The organism is Myxococcus sp. AM010, from assembly GCF_013372585.1.
Lineage (GTDB): Bacteria > Myxococcota > Myxococcia > Myxococcales > Myxococcaceae > Myxococcus > Myxococcus vastator.
Window position 1 is genome coordinate 83,035 of the sequence record NZ_JABXEO010000013.1, and the last position, 20,091, is coordinate 103,125.

Below are 20,091 nucleotides of genomic sequence, written 5' to 3' on the forward strand. Positions count from 1 at the left end.
CATCGGCTCCAAAGACAGACGCAGGCGTGGTGTCAAATCCTTGTCAGGTGGAGTGGTAGACTGAATGGCAAGGCCGCTCCCGCCTCCGTGCGGGGTGGCTTCCCTCATCTCGCCGGAGCCACACCATGCAATGGAGATTCCAGCCCTGCGTCCTCGCCCTGTTCCTGAGTGCCTGCCTGGAGCCCGAACCCGAGGCCCCGCGGCCGTTGAAGGTCGTGCTCTTCCCCTACATTCCAGACTCGGCGGGGGATGGCTTCGCCAGCCTCAAGCAGCGTCTGGAGGCGGACTTCGAGCGGGCGCATTCGGACATCGACGTGGATATCGTGTTCGACGCGAACCTGGACCTCTATGACCTGGATGACGGAGGCACCCTGAGCCAGCTCCTCGGCCAGGGCGCAGGGGCCGCGCAGGTGGTGGAGGTCGACACGCTCATCATGGGTGACCTCGTGTCGAAGGGCTGGGTGCAGCCCGTTGCCCTGGAGGCGGGCGTCGCGCATCCGGCGGCGGAAGAAGCCGTCTCCATCGCGGGCCAGCGCTACGGCGTGCCGACCTACCTGTGCAGCTACGTCGTCTACTCGAACAGCCCCCACCTGTCGTCGGCCACGGATGGCGATTCCCTGGTCCAGATTCTCACGGACGTGGCACCGGGTGTGCGCCCGCTTGCGGCCAACTACAGCGGAAGCTGGACGCTGCCCTCGTCCTACCTGGACGCCTGGGCCGACACGAACCCCACGGGCGTGTTGTCCCAGGCGCTGTCGCTGCCGCTGGACGCGCCAGCGCTGGATTCGTTCGAGGACGTGGTGAAGAGCTGTGAATTGGAGGCAGGCGTCAACCCATGCCTCGACGGCACCTATGCGGACAATGCCCTGGCGGAAGAGGCGTTCGCGGCAGGGCAGGCCAACGGCTTCATGGGCTACACGGAGCGGCTGTTCTTCGTCCGGAAGTCGAACCCGGGCATGGCGCTTCCAGAGGTCATCTCCGTTCCGCTGGGCACGGGCTCCGCGCCCGCGGTGTTCGTGGATGCGCTGGTGGTCAACGCGCGGTGCATGGGGACGTGTGCCGAGGACGCCCGCGCCTTCACCGACTTCATGAAGGACCCGGCCGTGCGCAGCCTCATCGCGTTCAGCGGGGACGCGCCGCAGGGCACGACGCCGCGTTATCTGCTGCAGGCCACCCAGGCGTTCTATCAGCAGGAGCCCGCGCGCTCCGACCCGATGTATCAGCAGTATGTGCAGTTCCTGAGCGGGGCCCGGCCCTATCCCAATCAGGGCTTCCCGCAGCACCGGAGGACGCTCCAGGCGGCGCTGGTGGACGCGCTGAATTAGAAAGAGATGCGGGTGCCGTCATGCGTCACGGCCTTCTGCGTTACAGTTTGCGTTCACCATCAGGAGGTCGTGACATGACGGTTGCTGGCAAGCGCCCCAACTTCCTCATCATCACCACGGACGAGGAGCGCTTCCCGCCTCCGTACGAGAACGAGGAGGCCCGGCGGTTTCGTGTCGAGAATGACCGGGTCGGCCAGGAGCTCCGCCAGCATGGCCTCGAGTTCCTCCGGCACCACACGGCCTCCACGGCCTGCGCGCCCAGCCGCACCACGCTCTACACGGGGCAATATCCATCGCTTCACGGGGTAAGTCAGACGCCCGGCATCGGGAAGTCCTCGTTCGACCCGGACATGTACTGGCTGGCGCCCAACACCGTCCCCACCCTGGGCGAGTACTTCCGGCAGGGCGGCTATCAGACGCATTACCGGGGCAAGTGGCACCTCTCTGACGAGGACATCCTGGTGCCGGGGACGCAGACGCCCCTCATGAGCAATGGCGTGAGCGGCGACGCCTACCCGGAGCGCATCGCCCTGTACGAGCAGGCCGGGCGTCTGGAGAAGTTCGGCTTCTCAGGGTGGGTTGGCCCAGAGCCGCATGGCTCGGCCCAGGCGAACGACGGCACGGTCCGTGACCCAGGCTTCGCCGACCAGGTATGCAGGCTGCTGAGCGACCTGGACCAGCAGGCCGCGAAGGGGGACGCGGCGCCGTGGCTCGTCGTGAGCTCCTTCGTCAATCCGCACGACATCGTCTTCTCGGGCGTGTCCTGGTTCACCGAGTTCAGCGACCTTCAGCAAGCGGGGAAGCTGCCGGACGTGGCGCCTTCACCGACGGCGGGCGAGTCGCTCGAAAGCAAGCCGCGCTGTCAGAAGGACTACGTCTACACGTATCCGCGCATGTATCTGCCGCAGCGGGACACCGCGTCGTACCGGCAGTTCTATTACTTCCTCATGGCGGAGGTGAGTAAACACATCCAGCGTGTCTATGCGCAGCTCAAGCAGACCTCCTTCTTCGAGAACACCATCGTCGTCCTCACGTCCGACCATGGTGAGATGCTCGGGGCTCACGGCGGCATGATGCAGAAGTGGTACAACGCCTATCAGGAGACGCTGCATGTGCCGTGCGTCATCTCCAATCCAGGGCTGTTTCCGGAGCCCCGGAGGACGGAGTTGGTGACGTCGCACGTGGACCTGGTGCCGACGCTGCTGGGGCTGGCCGGAATCGACGCGGAGGCTGCCCGGCGAGCGCTGGCGAGGGACCACTCGGAGGCGCAGCCGCTGGTGGGCAGGGACCTCTCCGGTCTGGTGCTGGGACGGGAGGCCGAGCGGCATGAGCCCATCTATTTCATGACCGACGACAACGTCGAGTCAGGGCTCCAGATGACCAACAACCTCACCGGCCAGGAGTTCGCGGGCGTCATCCAGCCCAAGCACATCGAGACGGTGGTCACCCGCCTCCCCGAGCTCACGGGCGACACGCTCTGGAAGTACAGCTGCTATTCGGACAACCCGCGCTTCTTCGCGGGCGCGCCGGGGAACACGGACGAGGTCGCCACGGCGCGGTTCATCCCCCGGGAGTACGAGTGCTACGACCTCACGGAGGACCCGCTGGAGACCCGGAACCGGTGCAGCGCGGCGGCGGCGCAGCCCCTGCCGCAAGACGTCCGTGATGCGCTCGACAAGGTCCTGAAGGAGCAGCGCGAGAAGAAGCGGCTGCTGCCCCAGAGCCTGAATCGAAGCGCGGCGACGAAGGGCCCGCTGCGGGACTGAGGTCACGCCGTTCGACGACGCGGTGGCCTTCGCACTTGGGGCGGCCTGACTCCTCGACAGTGGGCGGGAACGGCATCAACATTGCTGGAATGCTCACACTCTACGGCTTCGGCCGCGTCAACTCGAAGGTCGTCGGCCTCACGCGCGATTTGCGCGCCCTGTGGGCGCTCGAGGAGCTGGGCGTGCCCTACCGGGTGCAGGGGGTGGATCATCCCGCGGGGGAAACCAGGAGCGAGGAGTACCGGCGGCTGAACCCCTTCACGCAGGTGCCGGTGCTCGAGGACAACGGCTTCGTGCTCACCGAGACGGGCGCGATTTTGCTGTACCTGGCGGAGAAGACGGGCAGCTTGCTGCCCGCGGATCTCCAGGGCCGCGCCCAGGTGACGCGCTGGTGCTTCGCCGCGCTCAACACCCTGGAGCCGCCGCTGTTCCAGATCGTGATGATCGACCTGCTCGGCGCCGCCGACCCCACCGGCGCGCAGCGGCGTCCCGGGTTGGTGAAGTGGGCCGAGCACGCACTGACCGCGCTCGAGGACTGGCTTCGGGAGCGTCCATATCTCACCGGCGAGGCGTTCACCGTGGCGGACATCCTGATGACCACGGTGCTGCGCGAGGTGCGCAACGCGGGCGTGCTCGACGGCTTCCCCCGGGTCTCCGCCTACCGCGAGCGCTGTGAGGCACGGCCCGCCTGGCGGCGGACGCTGGACGCCTATGAGCAGCGCCTCGGCGCCCCGGCGGGCAGCGCGCGCTAGCGGCGCCCTGTGTCACGGGGGCCGCCAGCGGACCCCACGGGCGGGGGGCGGAGCTCGGAGGGGGGCTCGCGGCCCAGCTTCCGGTACTCATGCATGAGCGCCTCGATGATGTCCGGTGGGTGGATGGCGCGGCCCGCCTCACGCGCGATCAGCGCGGCCGTCAGCACCACGTTGCGAATCTGTCCTCCGGCCAGGTCCGCCGTCGCCGCCAGTCGGCTCAATTCCTTGGCGGGGAGCTCGTGCGCCATGCCCAGGTGCGTGGTCCAGAGCGCGCGCCGCTCGGCGGGTCCGGGCAGGGTGAAGTCGATGATGGCATCGAGGCGGCGCGTGAAGGCTGAATCAAACCGGCTCTTGCTGTTGCTGGTCAGGAGGGCCACGCCGTCGAACGCCTCGATTCGCTGGAGCAGGTAGTTCGTCTGTGCGTTGGCGAACCGGTCATTCGAGTCCTTCACGTCGGTGCGCTTGGCGAAGAGCGAGTCCGCCTCATCGAAGAGCAGCACCAGGTCGGCATGCTCGGCCCGCGCGAAGAGCTGCGAGAGGTTCTTCTCCGTCTCACCGATGTACTTGCTCGTCACCGACGCCAGGTCGACGCGGTAGAGCGGCAGGCCAAGCTTCGTGGCCAGCCAGCCCGCGGCGAGCGTCTTGCCCGTGCCCGACGCGCCCATGAAGAGCGCCCGGACCCCCGCGCGGTAGCGCACCGTCGCGGAGGGGCCCAGGCCGTCCACCAGATCGTCCCGCGCGCGGCACCGCGCCAGGAGCAGCTCCAGCTCTCGCTTCACCTGAGGCACCAGGACGATGGCGTCGTCGTGGATGGCGTCCATCAAGGGCTCCGCGAGCGTGCTCATGCCTTCGGACTCCGCCACCCACGCCGCGGCGAGCACGTCTTCGAGCTCGGGCCCCCGCCGCCCGTCCAGCTCCGCCTTCTGCCGCGCCAGCCGGCCCAGCTGGGCAATCCGTCCCGCGCCCTGGCGGTGCCGTCGGGCCAGCTCCTCCGCGAGCGCCGGTGCGCCCAATGAGGACTCCCACAGCGCTCGCCGCTCCTCACGGGGAGGTCGTGGAACGGACCAGCGCAGCACCGCGCGGTCCGCCGCGTCGAGCGTGCCCTCCGGACCGGTGAGGGCCAGCACGGGGCCGCCGTAGTACGGCAGGTTGGGAAGGACCTTCCGCTCGCCGGGCCCGAGCTCGTGGACATGGATGGGGAGCAGTCCTCGTTGAATCAAGAAGGGCCCCAATCCCGGCTGTGGCTCCGCTCCGAGGAAGAGGGGCTCGCGCCCGAGCGACATGGCGACCGCCGCCGCCACGGTGCGGGTCTCAGAGAGGGACGTGCCGCGCAGCACGAGCGACGACCGAGGCTTGTCCGCGAGAAAGCGCGCATACCGGTGCACGCCATCCCTGATGGACGGAGGCAGCGGTACTTCCAGGTGGTGGGCCGAGCCGAGCGTTGCCCCAGGCCAGGTGACGTCGTGGCCGGACAGCGCCAGGAAGAGCGGCAGCGGCATGGCCAGCGTTTGTTCACAGAGTGGCAGCTCCTCCCGGAGGCGCGTCAGCAGGCCGCTGCCCAGGGCCGCTCCGGCGGTGAGGAGGAGCAGGGCCTCCTGGCCCACGGAAGCGGCCGGCGCCAGCGCGCTGGACACCAGGCCCAGCGTTGGCCGGGACGCCCCCACGGGCGCTTGAAGGTACGCGACGGCCCGGCCCACCATCGGGTCCTGCTCGACGGCCGCGACCAGGACCACTGCGAGGAGCTCCACCAGCGAGAGCCCGAGCGCTTCGCCGAGCATCACGATTCCAGCATCCTCGGCGCCCGGACGTGTGAGGCGCTCCCGCGCCCGAGCGACCCAGTCCCGCCCTGTTGCGTCCAGGTGCTGTCGCAGGAAGCGCAGCTCAATGGCCTCTCCATCCCCTGAGTCCTCTTGTGTGAGGGCCAACGCCGCGAGGACCGTGGTGCGAAGGGGCAGGGAGGACGTCGTCATGCTCCGGCCTCGTCGTATTGATAGTGGTACTGGATGACGCGGGCGAGCCAGGGCACCCAGCCCGGGTTGACGTCGAGCCCCGCGCGGCGGATGCGGATATCCACCTGCGAGGCCGCGAAGACGATGTCCAGATGCGTGCGGGTCGCGACGAGGCGGCCGGGACGGAGGACGAGCGCTCTGAGCCCCATGTGTGCCAGCCGTCGCGTGACGCCGCCCACCGCGAGCAGGGCCGCGCGCAGCATGAGGGTGGCGTCATCCCAGGGGAGTCGATGCGCCAGGGGCGTCGTCGTGAGGCCTTGGTCGAACGGTGGCGGCAGCGCTTCCCCGTGAGCTGTCGAGGCGAGCGGTATCCGGGTCCGTGCGTCGAAGGCAACGCGGCGTCCCGTGGGTTCGCGGACGAGACGGAGCGGTGCTCGCGCGCCGATGCCTGCCTGGAAGCGCACGGGGAGGATGAAGGGGTTGGGCTCGGGCAACGGCGCCGCGGCCTCCTGGAGCACGCGGAGCAATGGGTCCGTCGAGGGAACCCCCAGGCGCTCGGCGACGTGCCGGAGGAAGCGCTCCGGGACTCCAAGGTCGGCGAGGGCGGGATGGACCGCCAGGAACTCCCCCAGGCCCAGTGCGTTCAGCATGGGCACGAGGAAGAGCAGTCCCCCAGCGACCGTGGGGAGCGCTTCCTCCGTCGCGTAGAACAGAGGCGTGTCTTGAGGCGTGGTTCCGGTGTCTCCGGGCGCCTCGTCGGCGTCCACGGGCGCGGGGCGTGTCATCTGCCGCGGAGCCGCTGACTCACCCGCCGGGGTCGCGGAGGTTCCCTCCAGGGGCTTCGTCACGTCGGCGGAAGAAGGCGCATCGGAGAGCGCTCGCGAGGATGGCGGCGACGACGCGACGATTCCCGAGACCACGCCCGTGGCGGCGGGGACAGTGGGCGCGTCCGGCTTCGGAGGGGGGCGTTGGGGCGGCTCCCCTGGCGTGGGCAGGTGTGCCGCAGGGGAAGCCTGGCGCGCCCCCAGCACCCGCCATGCCCGCGACGGAAGATCGGGCGCGGCGACCCGGGAGGGCATGCGCGTGCAGAGCGCCACCGCGGCCAGCCACAAGGCACGGGCGTCGCCAGCTCCCCAGGCGCGTGTCCAGTGCGCGAGCGTGCTCCGGAGCGGCTCGGGGACCTGCTCCGTCGCGCCCACGTCGTCCAGGGGCGGCCTCGGCGCCGGGCGGGACGGCAGGTGTCCCCACCAGGCTCGGGCAAGCGCGGGTCCATCCTGCCATCGCAGTGCGCCCAGCAGGGGGGGCCAGCGCGCCGAGCGCGTGCAATTCGGAGACGAGCGTCACCGCGGCGGCATGGCCAGGCCCCGTCCGCAAGGCGCCGGCGAGCGCGAGGCGGAGCGCGTCGTCTCGGGGCGTCCCTGGGCGCAGTCCAGGGACGGCCAACCGCCAGAACCAGGCGTCCAGGGGCAGCCCTTGGGCAAGCCGGGTGGCCAGCAGCACGAAGGGCTCCAGCTCATCCCGGAAGTAGACCGCCTGCGCGGTGGCGGCGGACCGCGACCGCGCAGGCACCGCCAGCAGCGCCACCTCACGCACGCGTTGCTCCACGACGAGCGAGAGCGTGGCCGGGCTGCGGTCCGCGTGAATTGTCCCGAGCGACAGCCGGCGGATGACCAGTACGCGGCCCCCGGGTGCATCCGGAAGCGAGGCGGTGCGCAGCGCATCCTCCAGGAGGACGGCCCCTCGCTGGACGAGCGCGTGGCTGGCCGCCGCGAGCTTCACCTGGCGCACTCGCCGTTCCGAGGTCACCGGAGCAGTGTCCGCCGCGGCGTCGGGAGCAGGCCGCCTCGCTGCTCGGGCTCGGAGAACTTCGCCACCGTCTTCTCAGCGAGGTTCACGCTGGCCGCGCTCGTGGAGAAGACGCGCGCGCGGGCCGTGCCGGTGCCCAGGTCCTCCACCACGGCCTGGACCGTGTGAACGCCGGAGGCGAGCAGCACATGGGTGCCCACGCGGATGCGCGAAGGGTCCACTTGCAGGTCCAGCACCGTTCCCACCCTGGCGGGGGCTGGCTTCGGCAGGTGCCCGGCGACGATTTCTCCCACGGGCGCGTGGCTCGCGAGCAGCAGCGCCGAGCGCACCAGGTCGTTCATCAGCGTCACGGCCTCGGTGCGTGACGGGTTCATCTGCGCGAAGAGCCAGTCCACCAACTCCTGAAGCTGGCGCCGGCTCGTGACCTCCAGCGTGTTCCACTGGGGCAGCCGGGCCAGGTCCCTCAGGTCCCACGGCGCGTCATACTCACTGAGCATCGACGCCCATTCCATCCGGACGCGTGGAGTCACCTCGCCGAAGAGGAAGTAGAGGTACGTGGCCACCTTGGCGATGTTCTCCAACTCGCGGGCCGCGGCCTGCGCGACGTCTGGCCGCCCGTGCGCGGTGTCCATCAGGTCGCCGAACGAGGTGATGGGCAGCGCCAGCGTCACCAGCTCCGCCCAGCCGCGATGGACGAGGCTGGCCAACTCCAGCGTCGCGGTGACGACGCGGGCCTGGGACACAATCTGGCTCTGCGCGGTGAAGACACGACTCACACCTTCACCCGAGCGGCTGGGCGCGCGGGCTATCTGCGGGAGGGCGGGCGGCACGCGCACCGTGGCGCGCTGCCGAGCCCCTTCCAGTGTCCGGTGGACGAGGTCCAGCCGGTCCAGGCGCTGGAACAGCAGTGGCCCCTGCGCGAACCAGTCCAGCGGGGCGTCGCGAAGGAGCTGGATGAGCGCCCAGAGCTCCGGAGGCGCGGCGCGTGTCTCGGCGAGCGCCGCGGGCAGCTCCGACTCGTAGATGCCGGTGTCCAACGCGCGGACGGGCGTGGCTCGGTCCAGGACCTGCTCCCGGGGCCGGTGGTAGACGAGGAAGCGGACGTGCTCGCGTAGCACCAGGGTGCGTCGTTCGTTGATGCGCTGCAGCCGGGCCTGCTCCTCGGCCAGGAGCGCGCGCGCCACCATGACGTCCTGGCGCGACTCGGAGACCTCCGTGCCAATCACCGTCAGGCGCTCGCCGCCCCGCGCCTCATGGGCCTGGAGCACGCTCACCAGGCGCCCGCCTTCCTCCAGGGCCTCCCGGTATTGCATGACACGGTCCTCGAGGTTCCTCAGCACGGCCAGGACGTCTTCGAGCTGGGCCACGGACATGGAGAAGTAGGTGGCCTCTTCCGCTCGCGTGGGCACCTTGGGCGCCACGTAGTCGGTGAACACCTGGCTCCAATCCTCCGCGGTCAGGGCACGCAGCTCGCTCAACGGAACGCCGATGCGTGGCTCCGGGGGGGGCGGCGGCTCTCCGTCCACCGGTGGCACGCGCGACCTCCGCCACGGGGGGGCCTTCACGTTGGGGACCTGCACGGACTCGAGGTTGAACTCCATGCCGGAGAGCAGCGTGAACAGCTTGCCGAGCACCTCGCGCTTGATGGCCATCGCCGAGTGAAGCGTGCCGATGACGGGCGACACCTTGAGGAGCCGGTCCCGCAGGTTGGTGGGGTCCAGGTAGCGGACCGTGGACCAGCTCACCTTGCGCTTCGCGCTCAAGACTCCGATGAACTTCTCCACGTCCGTCAGCGTGGCGACGCGCGTCTCGGCCTGCGCGACGTCGGTCAGCACGGGGGACGCCGTCATCACGGCGGAGGCGGTGCTGCCCAGCATGAGCTGGCGGACGCGATGGATTTCCGACTGGACCTGAAGGAAGGCCGCGTCCACGGCCTCGTCGACTCGCTGGATCCGGTTGGACAGGTCGCGCATCAGCCCACGCAGGCCCAGGGTTCGCTGGGCGGTGTGGAGGGGCGAGCGCACCGGCCGATGCCATAGGAGGTTCTCACGCGCCCTGACAATCACATCCAGATGTTCGCCGCGGCGGATGGCCGCGGGCGCGGAGCGCGCCACCTCGGTGCCCAGCGTCTTCCAGGGCGTCCAGGTGGTGCCATCGAACCGGGCGTACAGGATGCGCCCGTTGACCGCGCGGGACAGGACATCCAGCACGCCCTTGCCCGGCGCGGACAGCGCGGCGGTGAGCGAGTGGCCGCCGCCCAGGTCCTTCCACTCGCTCCACACCAGCCCGTTGAAGCGCCGGTGCAACAGGGAGCTGCCCGAGAGCGCGACCAGGTCCACGGTGCCGTCATCCGGTGAGGCGCAGGCCTTGAACCAGCGGACCTCCCGTCCCAGCGAGTGGTTCGTCCAGACCTCCGCGCCGTGCGTGGGGTCCGGGGAGACGGTGACCTGCTGGAGGTTGCGCTGGGCGTCCAGGAGGAAGGCCATGAGCAGGCCCCGTGACACCACCGCGGAGATGGGCTCGCCCTTGAACGCCAGCGGCGTCTCAAGGGGTCTCGGCCGGATGACGCGCGAGGCGGTGACGGTCATCCACCAGAGTGAGAGGACCTGTCCTCGGAGGGCCTGGTAGAAGACGTCCGTGCGTCCCTCGGAGGGAGACACCGCGGCGGCATCTCCCATGACGCCGGTCGTCAGCACGCGAGGGCTGCTCCAGGGCTGATTGCTGACGCGGGTGTCCAGGTAGGTGTTGTGCAGGTTGCCCTGGTCGTCCCGGAAGTAGACGTCCAGCCGCCCGCGCGGCCACATCGCCGCGACGGGCACCGAGCGTGACCTGACCCTGCCCTGAATCACTTGCGTCACCTTGCTCCACGCCCGGCCGTCGAAGGTCCGGTAGCCCAGCGTCCAGAATGGTCCCCGGAACAAGACATGCGCCCGCTCCTCGGTGGAGATGACCAGGGGCGCGGAGGTGAGCTGTCCCGCGAACTCCAGCCGGGGCGTCGGGTCTCCCTGGGGCCGAGGCAGCAAGTCGGAGCGCGCGTCGACGGCCAACTCCCAGGACGGCTCGAAGTGGTTCTGGAGGTAGGCCTCGGCCGAGGGCACCGTCTCTCCCGACGTTCCGTAGTCTTCTTCGGTGGGGTTCGTCGGATCGGCGGCGGGGATGTAGCGCGCCTCGTCCGGGTCGGCCTCCGGGTCCACCAGGGGATAGTGTTTGCCGGTGGCGCCGTACAGGTTGTCCTTGAGGGTGCTCATCCGGGCGCGCACGACGAGGCGCCGCTTCAGCCATCCGCCCAGGCGCTGAAGACCTTCTTCGATGGCGGCGAGGAAGGCGGGGTCCAGCGGTGCGTCATGCAGCAGCCCCGGCTCATAGACGGCGCCCGGCACGGGCACGAGGATGCGAACGCGCTCCTCGCGGGTGATGTCCAGCGGCTCCAGGGCCGCGCTGGCCATCGCCACCGTGTCGAGCTGCTCCAGGGGAATGGGGACCGCCTCCAGCTCGAACCGGTCGGGGAAGAAGCGCCGCGTCCACGCGCGGTAGTCCACGGCGTCCGGTGGCAGCACGCCCACGGGCGGCAGGCGGCGGAAATAGAGGATGGCCTTGTCCTGGGCGAGCCGCTCCGGGGGAAGCTCCGCCAGGTGGTCGTTGAACTGGAGGATGCGCGCCTGCCACAGCACGGGCGAGCCACGGGACTTCAGCAACGGCGTGCGCGCGCGTGGCAGTCCACCCGCTCGCGCCACCGCATGCCGGTCGACGAACAACGCCTCAGGCCCGTCTGGCCCCTGCCCGAAGCCCAGCAGCCCCAGTGGAACGCCCGCGTGCTCCCAGGGGGCGAGCACTCCACTCCGGCGACGGCGCTCCCGCTCGAAGAGGCTGTACACCAGCCGGCTGCGCCAGCGCAGGGAGGAGTCCTGTGGCATGTCCCAGCCCTGGGGCCAGCCCCAGAGCACCAGCGCCGCGCCCTCCGTGCGCACCGCGTCCTCGAAGGCCTGGGACTCCGGGTCCACCTCGCAGGCGTCGGTCTGCGAGGCCGGTGGCGGCAGCACGGACGTGGTGGGGACCAGCACCAGCACCGCGGCCTTGGGAAACAGCAGCGGGTCCACGGGGGGCTCCTCGTTGGCGAGCGCCTCCAGGGAGAACGTGGAGGGGTCCCGGTGCCCTGGGAAGAGGGGAAGCTCTCCCAGCGGGGCGCGGAGCTGCCGGCGGACGATGACGTCCTCACCTGTCACGGCGATGCCGTTGCCGGGCCGGACATGGAGGAAGGTCCGTGGGCCCTCCCGCTCCAGATGGACCTCCAGCCCGGCGACGATGCCCGGCGTGAGGTGCTGGCCCAGCAGCGCGAGCCTCCCCGCGCGATGCTCCTGTTCCAGCGCGAGCGCGTCCGCCGACACGGCGCGTCCCGTGAAGAAGTGGGCCCTCCTCCGCCACTCGGCGTCCACGCCGAAGGGCGCCATGCGTGGCTCTACGCGGAGCACATGTTCGTTGGCCAGCGGATCCGCAATCGGCTTGGTAATCATCTCTCAGCCCCGCAGCGTCAGGAACGCCTCGTCGAGCGACACGCCTTCATCCAGCAGCTTCTTCAACTCCGTCACGAACGTGGCGTAGGACGCGGCGGTGAGCGTCATCACGTAGGCCCCGATGTCGGGCATCCGGTAGGACGCGGCCAGGGTGGCCAGCGGCACGTCCAGGAGGCTGGGTTCCGCCTCCAGCCGCGCCAGGCCCTGCTTGACGGTGGCGGGGAACCGGTTGAGCGCGGCCATGTACTCCTTGTGCTGAATGCGCTCCAGCCGCAGCGTGGCGGAGGCCATGCCCGCGAACTGCCACCGCGTGGCTCCGTGGGCGAGCGTGTTGAGCAGGGGCACGAGCTGGCCAATGGCCATGGCGGTGCCGCGCTGGGGCAGGGCGGAGAACTCGTCATAGAGCTCCGCCTGCCGGAGCTTCTTCACGAGCTCCTCGAAGTGCTGCTCGCCGTCGTGGTCCTCCGGCTCGGGCAGCGGCTGGCCCGCCGCGGAGTGGTGGTGCGGCAGGCTGCGTCGGCAGGCATACCAGAGGGTCCGCGAGCCGGAGAGCAGCTCGCTCCACGCCGCGTCCACCAGGTCTGTCACGGGCGCCTCGGGCGCGGGCTGGACCTGCCAGCGGCGCGTGAGGTCCAGCAGGGCATGCGCGGGCAGCCGCCGCGCCACCTGTCCCACCGCCGCCGCCCGCAGCTTGAGCGGCGCGGCGCGCAGCACCTCGCGCAGGCCCTCCAGCCGCTGCGCCATGCCATGGCGCGCCACGGGCACCATCACCAGGACGGACACCGACTCCAGGGCCTCGCCTGTCCGCGTGAGGTCGATGGGGGGCAGTTGCAGGGACTCGTCGAGGATGGCGCCGAGCTCGTCCTCGGCCACCACCGTCAGCTCGACGTCCACTTCGGGCGGGAAGTAGAACTCCGTGAGGCTGCCCGCCTCGATGGCCGCCGCGGGCAGGGTCCCCGCGGCGGGCAGCGTGAAGAAGTGCTCGCTCGCGAGGAACCGCTCACTCTGGCCCGCGGCGCGACGCGCCTGGAGCACCTCCTTCAGGTGCTGCTGATATTGCAGCGCGTGTGCTTCACGCAGCTCGCGTGGGGCCACGCCGAAGCCCACCACGCTGCGCTGTTCGGCGCCCACCTCCCGTCGCACCAGGAAGGTGTCCAGCCAGCGGAGGGTGCCTCGGTCTAGCGCCAGCATCGCCAGCGGCAGCGCGTCCACGGGGAGGCTCCGCATCCCCGCTCCGGCGAAGACTTCATGGGCCGCGCGGCCGCGGCGCGTCTCGAAGTTGCCGCCGCCCACCGGGTCTGGGTAGGGGATGAGCGTCAGCGCCACCGCCTCGATGATGTCGCCGTCCTGCGTGGTCCGCGCGGCGCCCAGCGACGTGGGGTACGAGGCCACCGGGTTCGCCGTGTACTCCACCGGGCGCAGCACCAGCACGTACACCCCGGAGCGGCTCCGCGCCAGCTCGCGCGGCACGGGGGCGAGCCCGAAGGCCGCGTCCAGCCGCTGAATCTCCGGGATGTCGTCCAGGCGGAGGCCCGTCAAGTCACGAGGGACGACGACCAATTCGCCGCCGGGTGTCAGCCCATGGCCCAGGCGGACGCTGAGCGTCGTGCGGTCCTGGCTGGGCGTGACGCTCAGCCCGTGCATCACCCCGGTGCCATTGGCCCGCGAGAGGTCGGCCTGCCGCGTGAGGAAGTAGTTCTGCTCCCGCGTGAGGTCCTTCGCGGTGAGGAAGCGCCCGTCGAAGAAGAAGGAGCGCACGCGCCGGTCGTCGTGCACCATGGCCCGGGCGGTCTCCAGCGCTTGTGCCGTCTCCCAGGTGAGCTTCTCCCGGGCGGGTCCACTGGTTGGGTTGAACACGGTTATCCCCCTTCGAGAGAGTCAGGCCTAGAAGACGCCCATCCACCGGGCGAGCGCGGCGGTAGAGAGGCTGAAGGGCCTCAAATCGTTGTCGACGTAGACAGCCCCCTGCCGCGTGGGCCGCACCTCCGTGCCGCGCACGTCCTCCACGTCCGTTGCGCCAATGACGATGCGGGCGAGGAAGACCCACGCGGGATCCCTCATCTTCAAGTCAGGCTGGGTCGGGTCCGTCAGCAGCGAGGCGGGGATGAAGGTGTCGCTCCACAGCTTCGCCAGCTCCTGTTCGCGGCTGCCTCTCCAGGCGTTGAAGATGGCCTGCCGGAGCTTGAGGCGCCGCTGCACCGGGTCTGGCTCGTCCACGGGGTCCGGGAAGGGGCTCCTGGGGACCTCCGGAGGGGGATACGCCGTGGAGCGCGGCACCAGCCGCAGCTCGTAGCCGTCGCGAACGCGCGAGGCGACCACGGCGTCCATGGCGTCGAAGGGCCCCGCTGCGAAGGCAGGCGTCTTGCCGCGCTCGCACTGGAGGAAACGCAGGAACAGGTCCGCCACCACCCCCGTGGGTGGATAGCCCGCGGCATCGGGGCTCAGCCGGTACTCGGCGGGCGTGAAGACGCCGAAGTCGGCCAGCGCCAGCGGCTCCTGCCAGTACCAGCGGTCCAGCTTGAGGCACGCGTCCGTGGGCACTTCCACCAACCGGCCGAAGGGGTCCAACGCGAGCCCGGCGGACACCCGGAGCTCCTCATGCTCCGGTTCGGTGCCCTCGAAGTGACTGACATGGAGCCCGGCCACCGTCCCGACGCCATGGAGGTACGCCAGGGCCCGGGTGAGTCGGCCTCGGTGATAGGTCTGCTCGGCGGTGAAGTCTCCCGCGTCCAGGAGCACGCCGGTGGCGTAGTGGAGCCGGTCTCGCGTCTCCGCGTCGAGCAAGGCGTCATTCGGGGGCGACATGGTCATCAACCTCCTTCCAATCTGGGGTCCAGGCTCGACGGACGTTCAATGACGTCCGCGAGCCCCAGCACGCTGTGGCCCACTCGCACCGAGGTGGGCGCGGGAGCGGGCCCGACGTAGGTGTCCACGCCCACCAGCGACGCGACTCCGACGAGCAGCGGGCGGCTCGCGGTGATGACGGAGACCAACACGTGCGCGGGGGCCTCCTGCTCCGCCACCTTCCGGATGAGGCCCAGGGTCCGCGTGTCCGTGCCCTGGTGCACCAGCACCGTGAGCCGGTGTGCCAGTCGCTCCAGGAGCTGCTCCACCGCCTCCGCCTCCGCCTGGCTCCGCAGCGTTTCGTCCCCGAAGACGGCCAGGAACTCCTTGCGCGTCTCATCCCCGAGGAAGAGCGTGTCGCCCACGTAGGAGTTCCCGCTCCGGGCCAGGCCCGGCAGCAACGGGTCCTCCGCGTCCGCGAGGTCCGCGCCCAGGATGGTGGCCAGCGTGCGCCGAAGCCGGAAGTCCTCCACCACCACCACCGCGCCTCGGTTCACCGCGCCGTCCGTGACCAGGTCCAGCGCCAGGCGCAGCCCGTCAACGCAGCCGCGCCGCCGGGCGAGCGCGGGCGCGGCCCGAAGCATCGCGCGCCGCTGGCGCTCGCCCACGACGGGGTCGAAGGAGAGGCCGACCCAGCTCGCGAGCCACTCCAGCGAATCACCCGGCACGTGCCCCGGGTCGGTGAGCACGTGCGCATGGGCGATGCGGTCCTCGATGGGCGTCAGCACCCCTTCGACGATGCCGAGGAAACGCTCCAGGAAGTCCGCGGGGGTCGCCCTGCCGGCGGTGTCCGCGTCCTCGCCGAAGAGCTCCTCGCGATAGAGGGACGGCAGGTAGTTGTCCACGTAGGAGAAGCGCGATGCATACGCGCGCAGCGCTCCCACTTCGGGCGTCCGGCGCCCGTCGCCGAACAGCTCCACCCGCACCCACAGGTACCGTCCGGAGAGCGCACGCACCTTCGTGTGGGCGCGCTGGATGAGGACGGTGAACAGGCCACTCTCGCCCGGGGCCGGCGGTGCGGGCAGCATTCCCGGTTGGAACGGCACCTCCGACGGCAGCGGTACCCAGCTCCCGTGCGGGACGTCCGGGTGGACAGGGGCTTCCGGGATGAGGCCCAAGCGATGCTCGTGCCAGCGCGAAGAGTCGCTGGGCGGCGCCAGGGGCTCGTCGGTGGCGGCGAGCCAGACGCGCACGCCGGTGCGGGGGGGCAGCAGCGCCTCCACATACAGGCGGTGCCACACCGTGCGCCCGTCGCCCGAGTCGAAGGGCCGGTTCGGCGGGTTGGCGGCGCGGCCCCGCTCGGCGCACCGGGGCAGCGACAGGGCTTGAAGCGGCACGGGCGCCAGGTCGGCCAGTCCCGGGGTGACGGCGTGGTGCGGCGGCTGCGCCCCCTGGAGGAAGGGCCCACCGTCATGGCCGGGCAGTGGGAAGTAGTCTCCCTGGGGAATCGCCTCTGACGCACCGGCCGGGAGCGCGTAGGCCACCGCCTCCACCTTGCCGTCGTTGAGCAGCGACAGCACCGCGGCGCGGCCGTCCGGAAGGATGGCGAGGCTGAAGGGCCGCAGCACGCCCGGGAGCGCGACGGGCGTGGAGAAGCGGCCCGTGTAGAAGCGCAGCCGCGCATACGCCTCGTCTGGGGGCACACCCGCGAGCGCCGGGTCCATGACCCAGCTCAGCACCGCCAGCCGCCCCTCGGCGTCACATGCGAGCGCCACCGGCACTTCGCCGGGCCACGCGAGCGTCTCCAGCAACCGGGTCCGAGGCGGGTCCGGGTTCTCCTCCGTGGGACGGAACAAGCCGGCGCCGGAGGGAATGGACAGGAGGTCCGGGAGCGGCTGCCCATCCACCCGGCCGAGCACGGCGGGAGGTGCGTCGGGCGCGAAGGAAGGCGGACCGCTCAGGACGTAGGCGCCACCCCGCGGGTCCGCGGCGATGCGGTGCGCGGCGATACCTTCGGCCGGGAACACCTCGGCGGACCACACCTTGCGCAGGTGGAGCGTCACCACGCGCTGGGCCACCGCGAGGTAGAGGACGCCGCCAGCTCCAGGCGACAGGTCCGTCACCGCGCCGGACAACCCGACCTGCGCGGGTTCGAAGCGCAGGGTGGTGCCAGCGCCCCCGCCCGCCGCGCGCACCTGTCCAGCCACGTCGTCCCACCAAGCCCACGTGCCGAAGGCGTCCACCGCGCCCGGTACGCGAGCGAGCCTGGGCTCGAGCACCGCGAGGTCCAGCACTTCATCGAAGGTGCGGGTCTCTCCCAGACTCCCCAGCCGCAGCGTCCTGCGCTTCGCGTCGTAGCGGCACACCTCGCTCTCTGAGACCGAGCTCTCCGTGGCCCAGTCCTGCGTGTCCGCCAGCATGTAGAACCGGAGGCGGTTGGCGTCCATCAGCAGACCTCGGGGACCATGGGCACCGCCACGCCCGCCTGCGAGGAGTCCATGCCGCCGCTTCCCTCATCGCCGATGCCGTGGAGCATTGTCGGCACCTCCCCGTCGGCGTTCACCGCCACCTTGAGCAACTCCGGGAGCTGCCAGTCCGAGATGGACAGCTCCACCGGCGTCGTCGCGGTGCTGCCCTTGAGCTGGAGCCAGCTCGGGTTGACGGGGCCCTCGGCCTGACGGACGGACGGAGCAGGGGGCTCCACCGTGAAGCGCGCCACGTCGGCCGTGGCTCCGGGGCGACGCGCATCTCTCAGCACGCGCGTCACCGTTCCCCAGGCGAAGAGGCTCACCCCGGCGATGCTGGCCACCCCGGGGACCTGCGCCACCGCCACATAGAGCTCCCGGTCCTGGACGTCCCGGCCCAGCGGCCAGCCCTCGCCAGTGGGGCCTCCCGCCGGCAGCGGGAAGATGAAGCGGCGCACGGCCTGCCGCACCGCCTGCACCACCGTCTCCCTGCCAAAGCCCTCACGCACGGTGATGCCCACGCCGAGCCCCAATGGGACGTACTCGCAGCCAATCACGTAGAGCTCGGTGGTGAGCGGCCGGCGCGCGTCCAGGTAGGCGTGGACGGCTTCCAGCAGCGGCCGGTCCGCCCGCGGGTAGGGCGGTTCGAGCCGCGTGGCCGTGGGCAACACCATGACGGAGACGACACCGGGGACGCCGTCTCGCCGTCGCCTCGGCTCGAAGCGGGGCAGCACCTCCACGCGGCCCAGCTGCACGCCGGGGGTGCTCGCCGCGAGCCGTCGGTAGTCCTCCTCCGTCACGGCCCGGTCCACGTGGCGCAGCAGCGCGGGGATGCGGCGCTCGGCCTCCGCCAGCGTCTCCGCGTCCCGGCCCCCCAGCGTGGGCTCCGGCTGCTGCACCCGCAGCCCCGGTGCGGGGCTTCCATCGACCCGGAAGGCGCTGAGGTCCTTCAGGCTGCCAGGCGGGAGATTGCCCGCGGCGCCGCCGCCGCTGCGCATCCGGGCCACCAGCACCTGGGCACCCGCGGGAGGCACGCGTCCACGCACGCCGTCTCCAAACCGGGCGGTGCCCGCCTCTGAGTCCAGGGCGTAGACGGGCTCGTCGCGCCGGGCCAGCGCGAGGTCTTCGATGAGCCGCCACTCGCGGTAGCCCGCCCCTGGCTCTTCGATGAAGAGCTGGAAGGTCGCTCGCTCCACGGAGCCGGAGGGCAGGCGAAACTCCTGCTCCGCGGTGCCGTCACTCTGTCCAATCAGGCGTCCGCCTGTCGTCTCGCGCTGGTCCACTTCGACCGCGTTGATGTCCACCCAGCCCAGCGCGAAGCGCTCCGGCTTGCCGCTGGGGCGCAGGCGCAGCCAGGTCACCAATCGCGCCGCGACTCTTGGGTCATCCAGGCGGGGTGGCCGGTCGCCCAGGCCGGCGCGCGTGTCCGCCCGCACGTCGTTGACCGGCGCGCCCAGGTCGGAGGGCAACAGCAGCCGCGCGACGCCCCGACGGGACAGCTCCTGCGTCGAGTCCGCCATGACGGTGAGCCGGTGGTAGACCGGCGACCCGTCCGCGGCGGGCGTGCCCGTCACCTCCCAGACGTGTGGCAGTCGGCCGCGCGCCCCGAGCAGCTCGGACAGGGCGGGCACCTCCATGACGGGGGAGACGCCCACGCTCAGCACGCGCGGCCCCTGTCCGTTCCCCTTCGTCAAGTCCTCGCGCAGGGCCACCACGTGTTCCGCCTTGGGGGCGAGCAGCGCGAGCCACAGGCTGCCGTCCACCGTCTCCGTCACCAGGTCCAGCCCGCGCGGGTCCGCGGCGCCGAGCGGGAACACGGGCGTCGACGCGTAGAAGCCGTGCTGGGCCTTGGGGTCCAGGCCATAGACCTGCGCGAGCCGGGGCAGCATCGACGCGTGCTGCTGGCGCTCCGTCTCCGTGAGCGGGCGCTTGCGGTATGCCTCCGCGGTGAGGTGCACCACGGTCAGCTCATCCAGCGTTTCGAAGGGCACGGGCTTGCGCAGCGAGGCGAAGGCCCGCAGCGACACGGACGGCTGGAGCACCTCGGTGTCGAAGTGCACGCTCACCACGCCGGTGGCGGCCTCGGCGGGACGCAGGCTCGCGCCCAGCAGCCGGAGGAAGGCCAGTCGCTGGCGCTCGGGGATGAGGTTGGCGCGGTAGAGGATGGAGTCCGCCAGCCAGGCGAAGAGCTCCAGCAGGGTGCGCCCCGGGTCGCCCACGCGGGCATGGGTCCACTCCGGGGTGTGGCCTGGGATTCGGGAGAGCAGCTCTTCGACGAGGTCCGGGAAGCTCCTGTCGTCGAGCCGGGGAGGAATGATGGGCATCTAGCCTCCGAGGTCCATGGCGAGCCCGAGCTGCTGCACGTCACCCGTGCGGCGCAGGCGGTAGACGATTTCCACGCGGACCTGGGCGGGCAGGTCCGCCAGCTCCAGCACGTCCACGCGGATGAGCTCCAGGCGCGGCTCCCACTCGGTGAGCGCGCGCTGCACCAGCTCCTGGATGCGCCGGCGGGTGGACACGGTGTTGGGCTGCCCCATCATCCGCTCCAGCCCGGCGCCGAAGCCCTGTCGCATGAGCTGCTCGCCGGGGCGCGTGCGGAGGATGACCTCGATGGATTGACGCACGCTGGCTTCCAGCGAAGGAAACGCCAGCTCGCCGCGCTCGTCCGGCACGAGCCGCAGCGGGAAGCCCACGGGAGGGCGCCTGTCGGGAGGCTTCGGGAGCATGGCGCGG

11 protein-coding genes are annotated in these 20,091 nt (G+C 71.0%); 3 read left to right on the top strand and 8 right to left on the bottom strand.

Annotated elements, in window-relative coordinates; genetic code table 11:
• Nucleotides 1–125 precede the first annotated feature (125 nt).
• The 3 genes from HV826_RS09655 (at nucleotide 126) to HV826_RS09665 (ending at nucleotide 3,843) form a co-directional block, all read left to right on the top strand.
• Nucleotides 126–1,325, top strand: a complete 1,200-nt coding sequence (locus tag HV826_RS09655; RefSeq protein WP_176416711.1) for an extracellular solute-binding protein — start codon at nucleotides 126–128, stop codon at nucleotides 1,323–1,325.
• 74 nt (nucleotides 1,326–1,399) lie between these two features.
• Complete coding sequence (locus tag HV826_RS09660) at nucleotides 1,400–3,091, top strand: sulfatase-like hydrolase/transferase (RefSeq protein WP_176416712.1); 1,692 nt, start codon at nucleotides 1,400–1,402, stop codon at nucleotides 3,089–3,091.
• An 89-nt stretch (nucleotides 3,092–3,180) separates the two neighbouring features.
• Nucleotides 3,181–3,843 (top strand): glutathione S-transferase family protein, encoded by a 663-nt coding sequence (locus tag HV826_RS09665; RefSeq protein WP_176416713.1) that lies wholly within the window; start codon nucleotides 3,181–3,183, stop codon nucleotides 3,841–3,843.
• Here the strand turns inward: HV826_RS09665 and HV826_RS09670 are convergent.
• The 8 genes from HV826_RS09670 to HV826_RS09705 all read right to left on the bottom strand — a co-directional run bounded on the left by HV826_RS09670 (nucleotide 3,840) and on the right by HV826_RS09705 (nucleotide 20,084).
• Entirely contained in the window at nucleotides 3,840–5,813 is a 1,974-nt protein-coding gene (locus HV826_RS09670) for an ATP-binding protein (RefSeq protein ID WP_176416714.1), read from the bottom strand. The two genes, HV826_RS09665 and HV826_RS09670, sit on opposite strands and share 4 nt — an antisense overlap.
• Nucleotides 5,810–6,991, bottom strand: coding sequence for a hypothetical protein (locus tag HV826_RS09675; RefSeq protein WP_255217130.1), 1,182 nt, complete (start codon nucleotides 6,989–6,991; stop codon nucleotides 5,810–5,812). Before HV826_RS09675 ends, HV826_RS09670 begins: the two co-directional genes overlap by 4 nt.
• A 603-nt stretch (nucleotides 6,992–7,594) precedes the next feature.
• Nucleotides 7,595–12,046 (bottom strand): hypothetical protein, encoded by a 4,452-nt coding sequence (locus HV826_RS09680; RefSeq protein ID WP_255217131.1) that lies wholly within the window; start codon nucleotides 12,044–12,046, stop codon nucleotides 7,595–7,597.
• Nucleotides 12,047–12,112: 66 nt separating this feature from the next.
• Nucleotides 12,113–13,966 (bottom strand): hypothetical protein, encoded by a 1,854-nt coding sequence (locus HV826_RS09685; RefSeq protein WP_176416716.1) that lies wholly within the window; start codon nucleotides 13,964–13,966, stop codon nucleotides 12,113–12,115.
• Nucleotides 13,967–13,993: 27 nt separating this feature from the next.
• Complete coding sequence (locus tag HV826_RS09690; RefSeq protein WP_255207709.1) at nucleotides 13,994–14,914, bottom strand: hypothetical protein; 921 nt, start codon at nucleotides 14,912–14,914, stop codon at nucleotides 13,994–13,996.
• Nucleotides 14,915–14,919: 5 nt separating this feature from the next.
• On the bottom strand, nucleotides 14,920–17,340 hold the full coding sequence (locus HV826_RS37850) for a phage tail protein (protein WP_176416718.1): 2,421 nt from the start codon (nucleotides 17,338–17,340) through the stop codon (nucleotides 14,920–14,922).
• Nucleotides 17,340–19,682 (bottom strand): putative baseplate assembly protein, encoded by a 2,343-nt coding sequence (locus tag HV826_RS09700; RefSeq protein ID WP_176416719.1) that lies wholly within the window; start codon nucleotides 19,680–19,682, stop codon nucleotides 17,340–17,342. Before HV826_RS09700 ends, HV826_RS37850 begins: the two co-directional genes overlap by 1 nt.
• Nucleotides 19,683–20,084 carry a GPW/gp25 family protein gene (locus tag HV826_RS09705; protein WP_176416720.1) on the bottom strand — a complete coding sequence of 134 codons (402 nt, stop codon included), beginning with the start codon at nucleotides 20,082–20,084 and terminating at the stop codon, nucleotides 19,683–19,685. It abuts the gene before it with no gap.
• Nucleotides 20,085–20,091 lie beyond the last annotated feature (7 nt).

Bases quoted from the DNA above. Each gene is read 5' to 3' on its own strand.
- HV826_RS09655 (WP_176416711.1), top strand. From the start codon at position 126: ATGCAATGGAGATTCCAGCCCTGCGTCCTCGCCCTGTTCCTGAGTGCC.
- HV826_RS09660 (WP_176416712.1), top strand. From the start codon at position 1,400: ATGACGGTTGCTGGCAAGCGCCCCAACTTCCTCATCATCACCACGGAC.
- HV826_RS09665 (WP_176416713.1), top strand. From the start codon at position 3,181: ATGCTCACACTCTACGGCTTCGGCCGCGTCAACTCGAAGGTCGTCGGC.
- HV826_RS09670 (WP_176416714.1), bottom strand. From the start codon at position 5,813: ATGACGACGTCCTCCCTGCCCCTTCGCACCACGGTCCTCGCGGCGTTG.
- HV826_RS09680 (WP_255217131.1), bottom strand. From the start codon at position 12,046: ATGGCGCCCTTCGGCGTGGACGCCGAGTGGCGGAGGAGGGCCCACTTC.
- HV826_RS09690 (WP_255207709.1), bottom strand. From the start codon at position 14,914: ATGTCGCCCCCGAATGACGCCTTGCTCGACGCGGAGACGCGAGACCGG.
- HV826_RS37850 (WP_176416718.1), bottom strand. From the start codon at position 17,340: ATGGACGCCAACCGCCTCCGGTTCTACATGCTGGCGGACACGCAGGAC.
- HV826_RS09700 (WP_176416719.1), bottom strand. From the start codon at position 19,682: ATGCCCATCATTCCTCCCCGGCTCGACGACAGGAGCTTCCCGGACCTC.
- HV826_RS09705 (WP_176416720.1), bottom strand. From the start codon at position 20,084: ATGCTCCCGAAGCCTCCCGACAGGCGCCCTCCCGTGGGCTTCCCGCTG.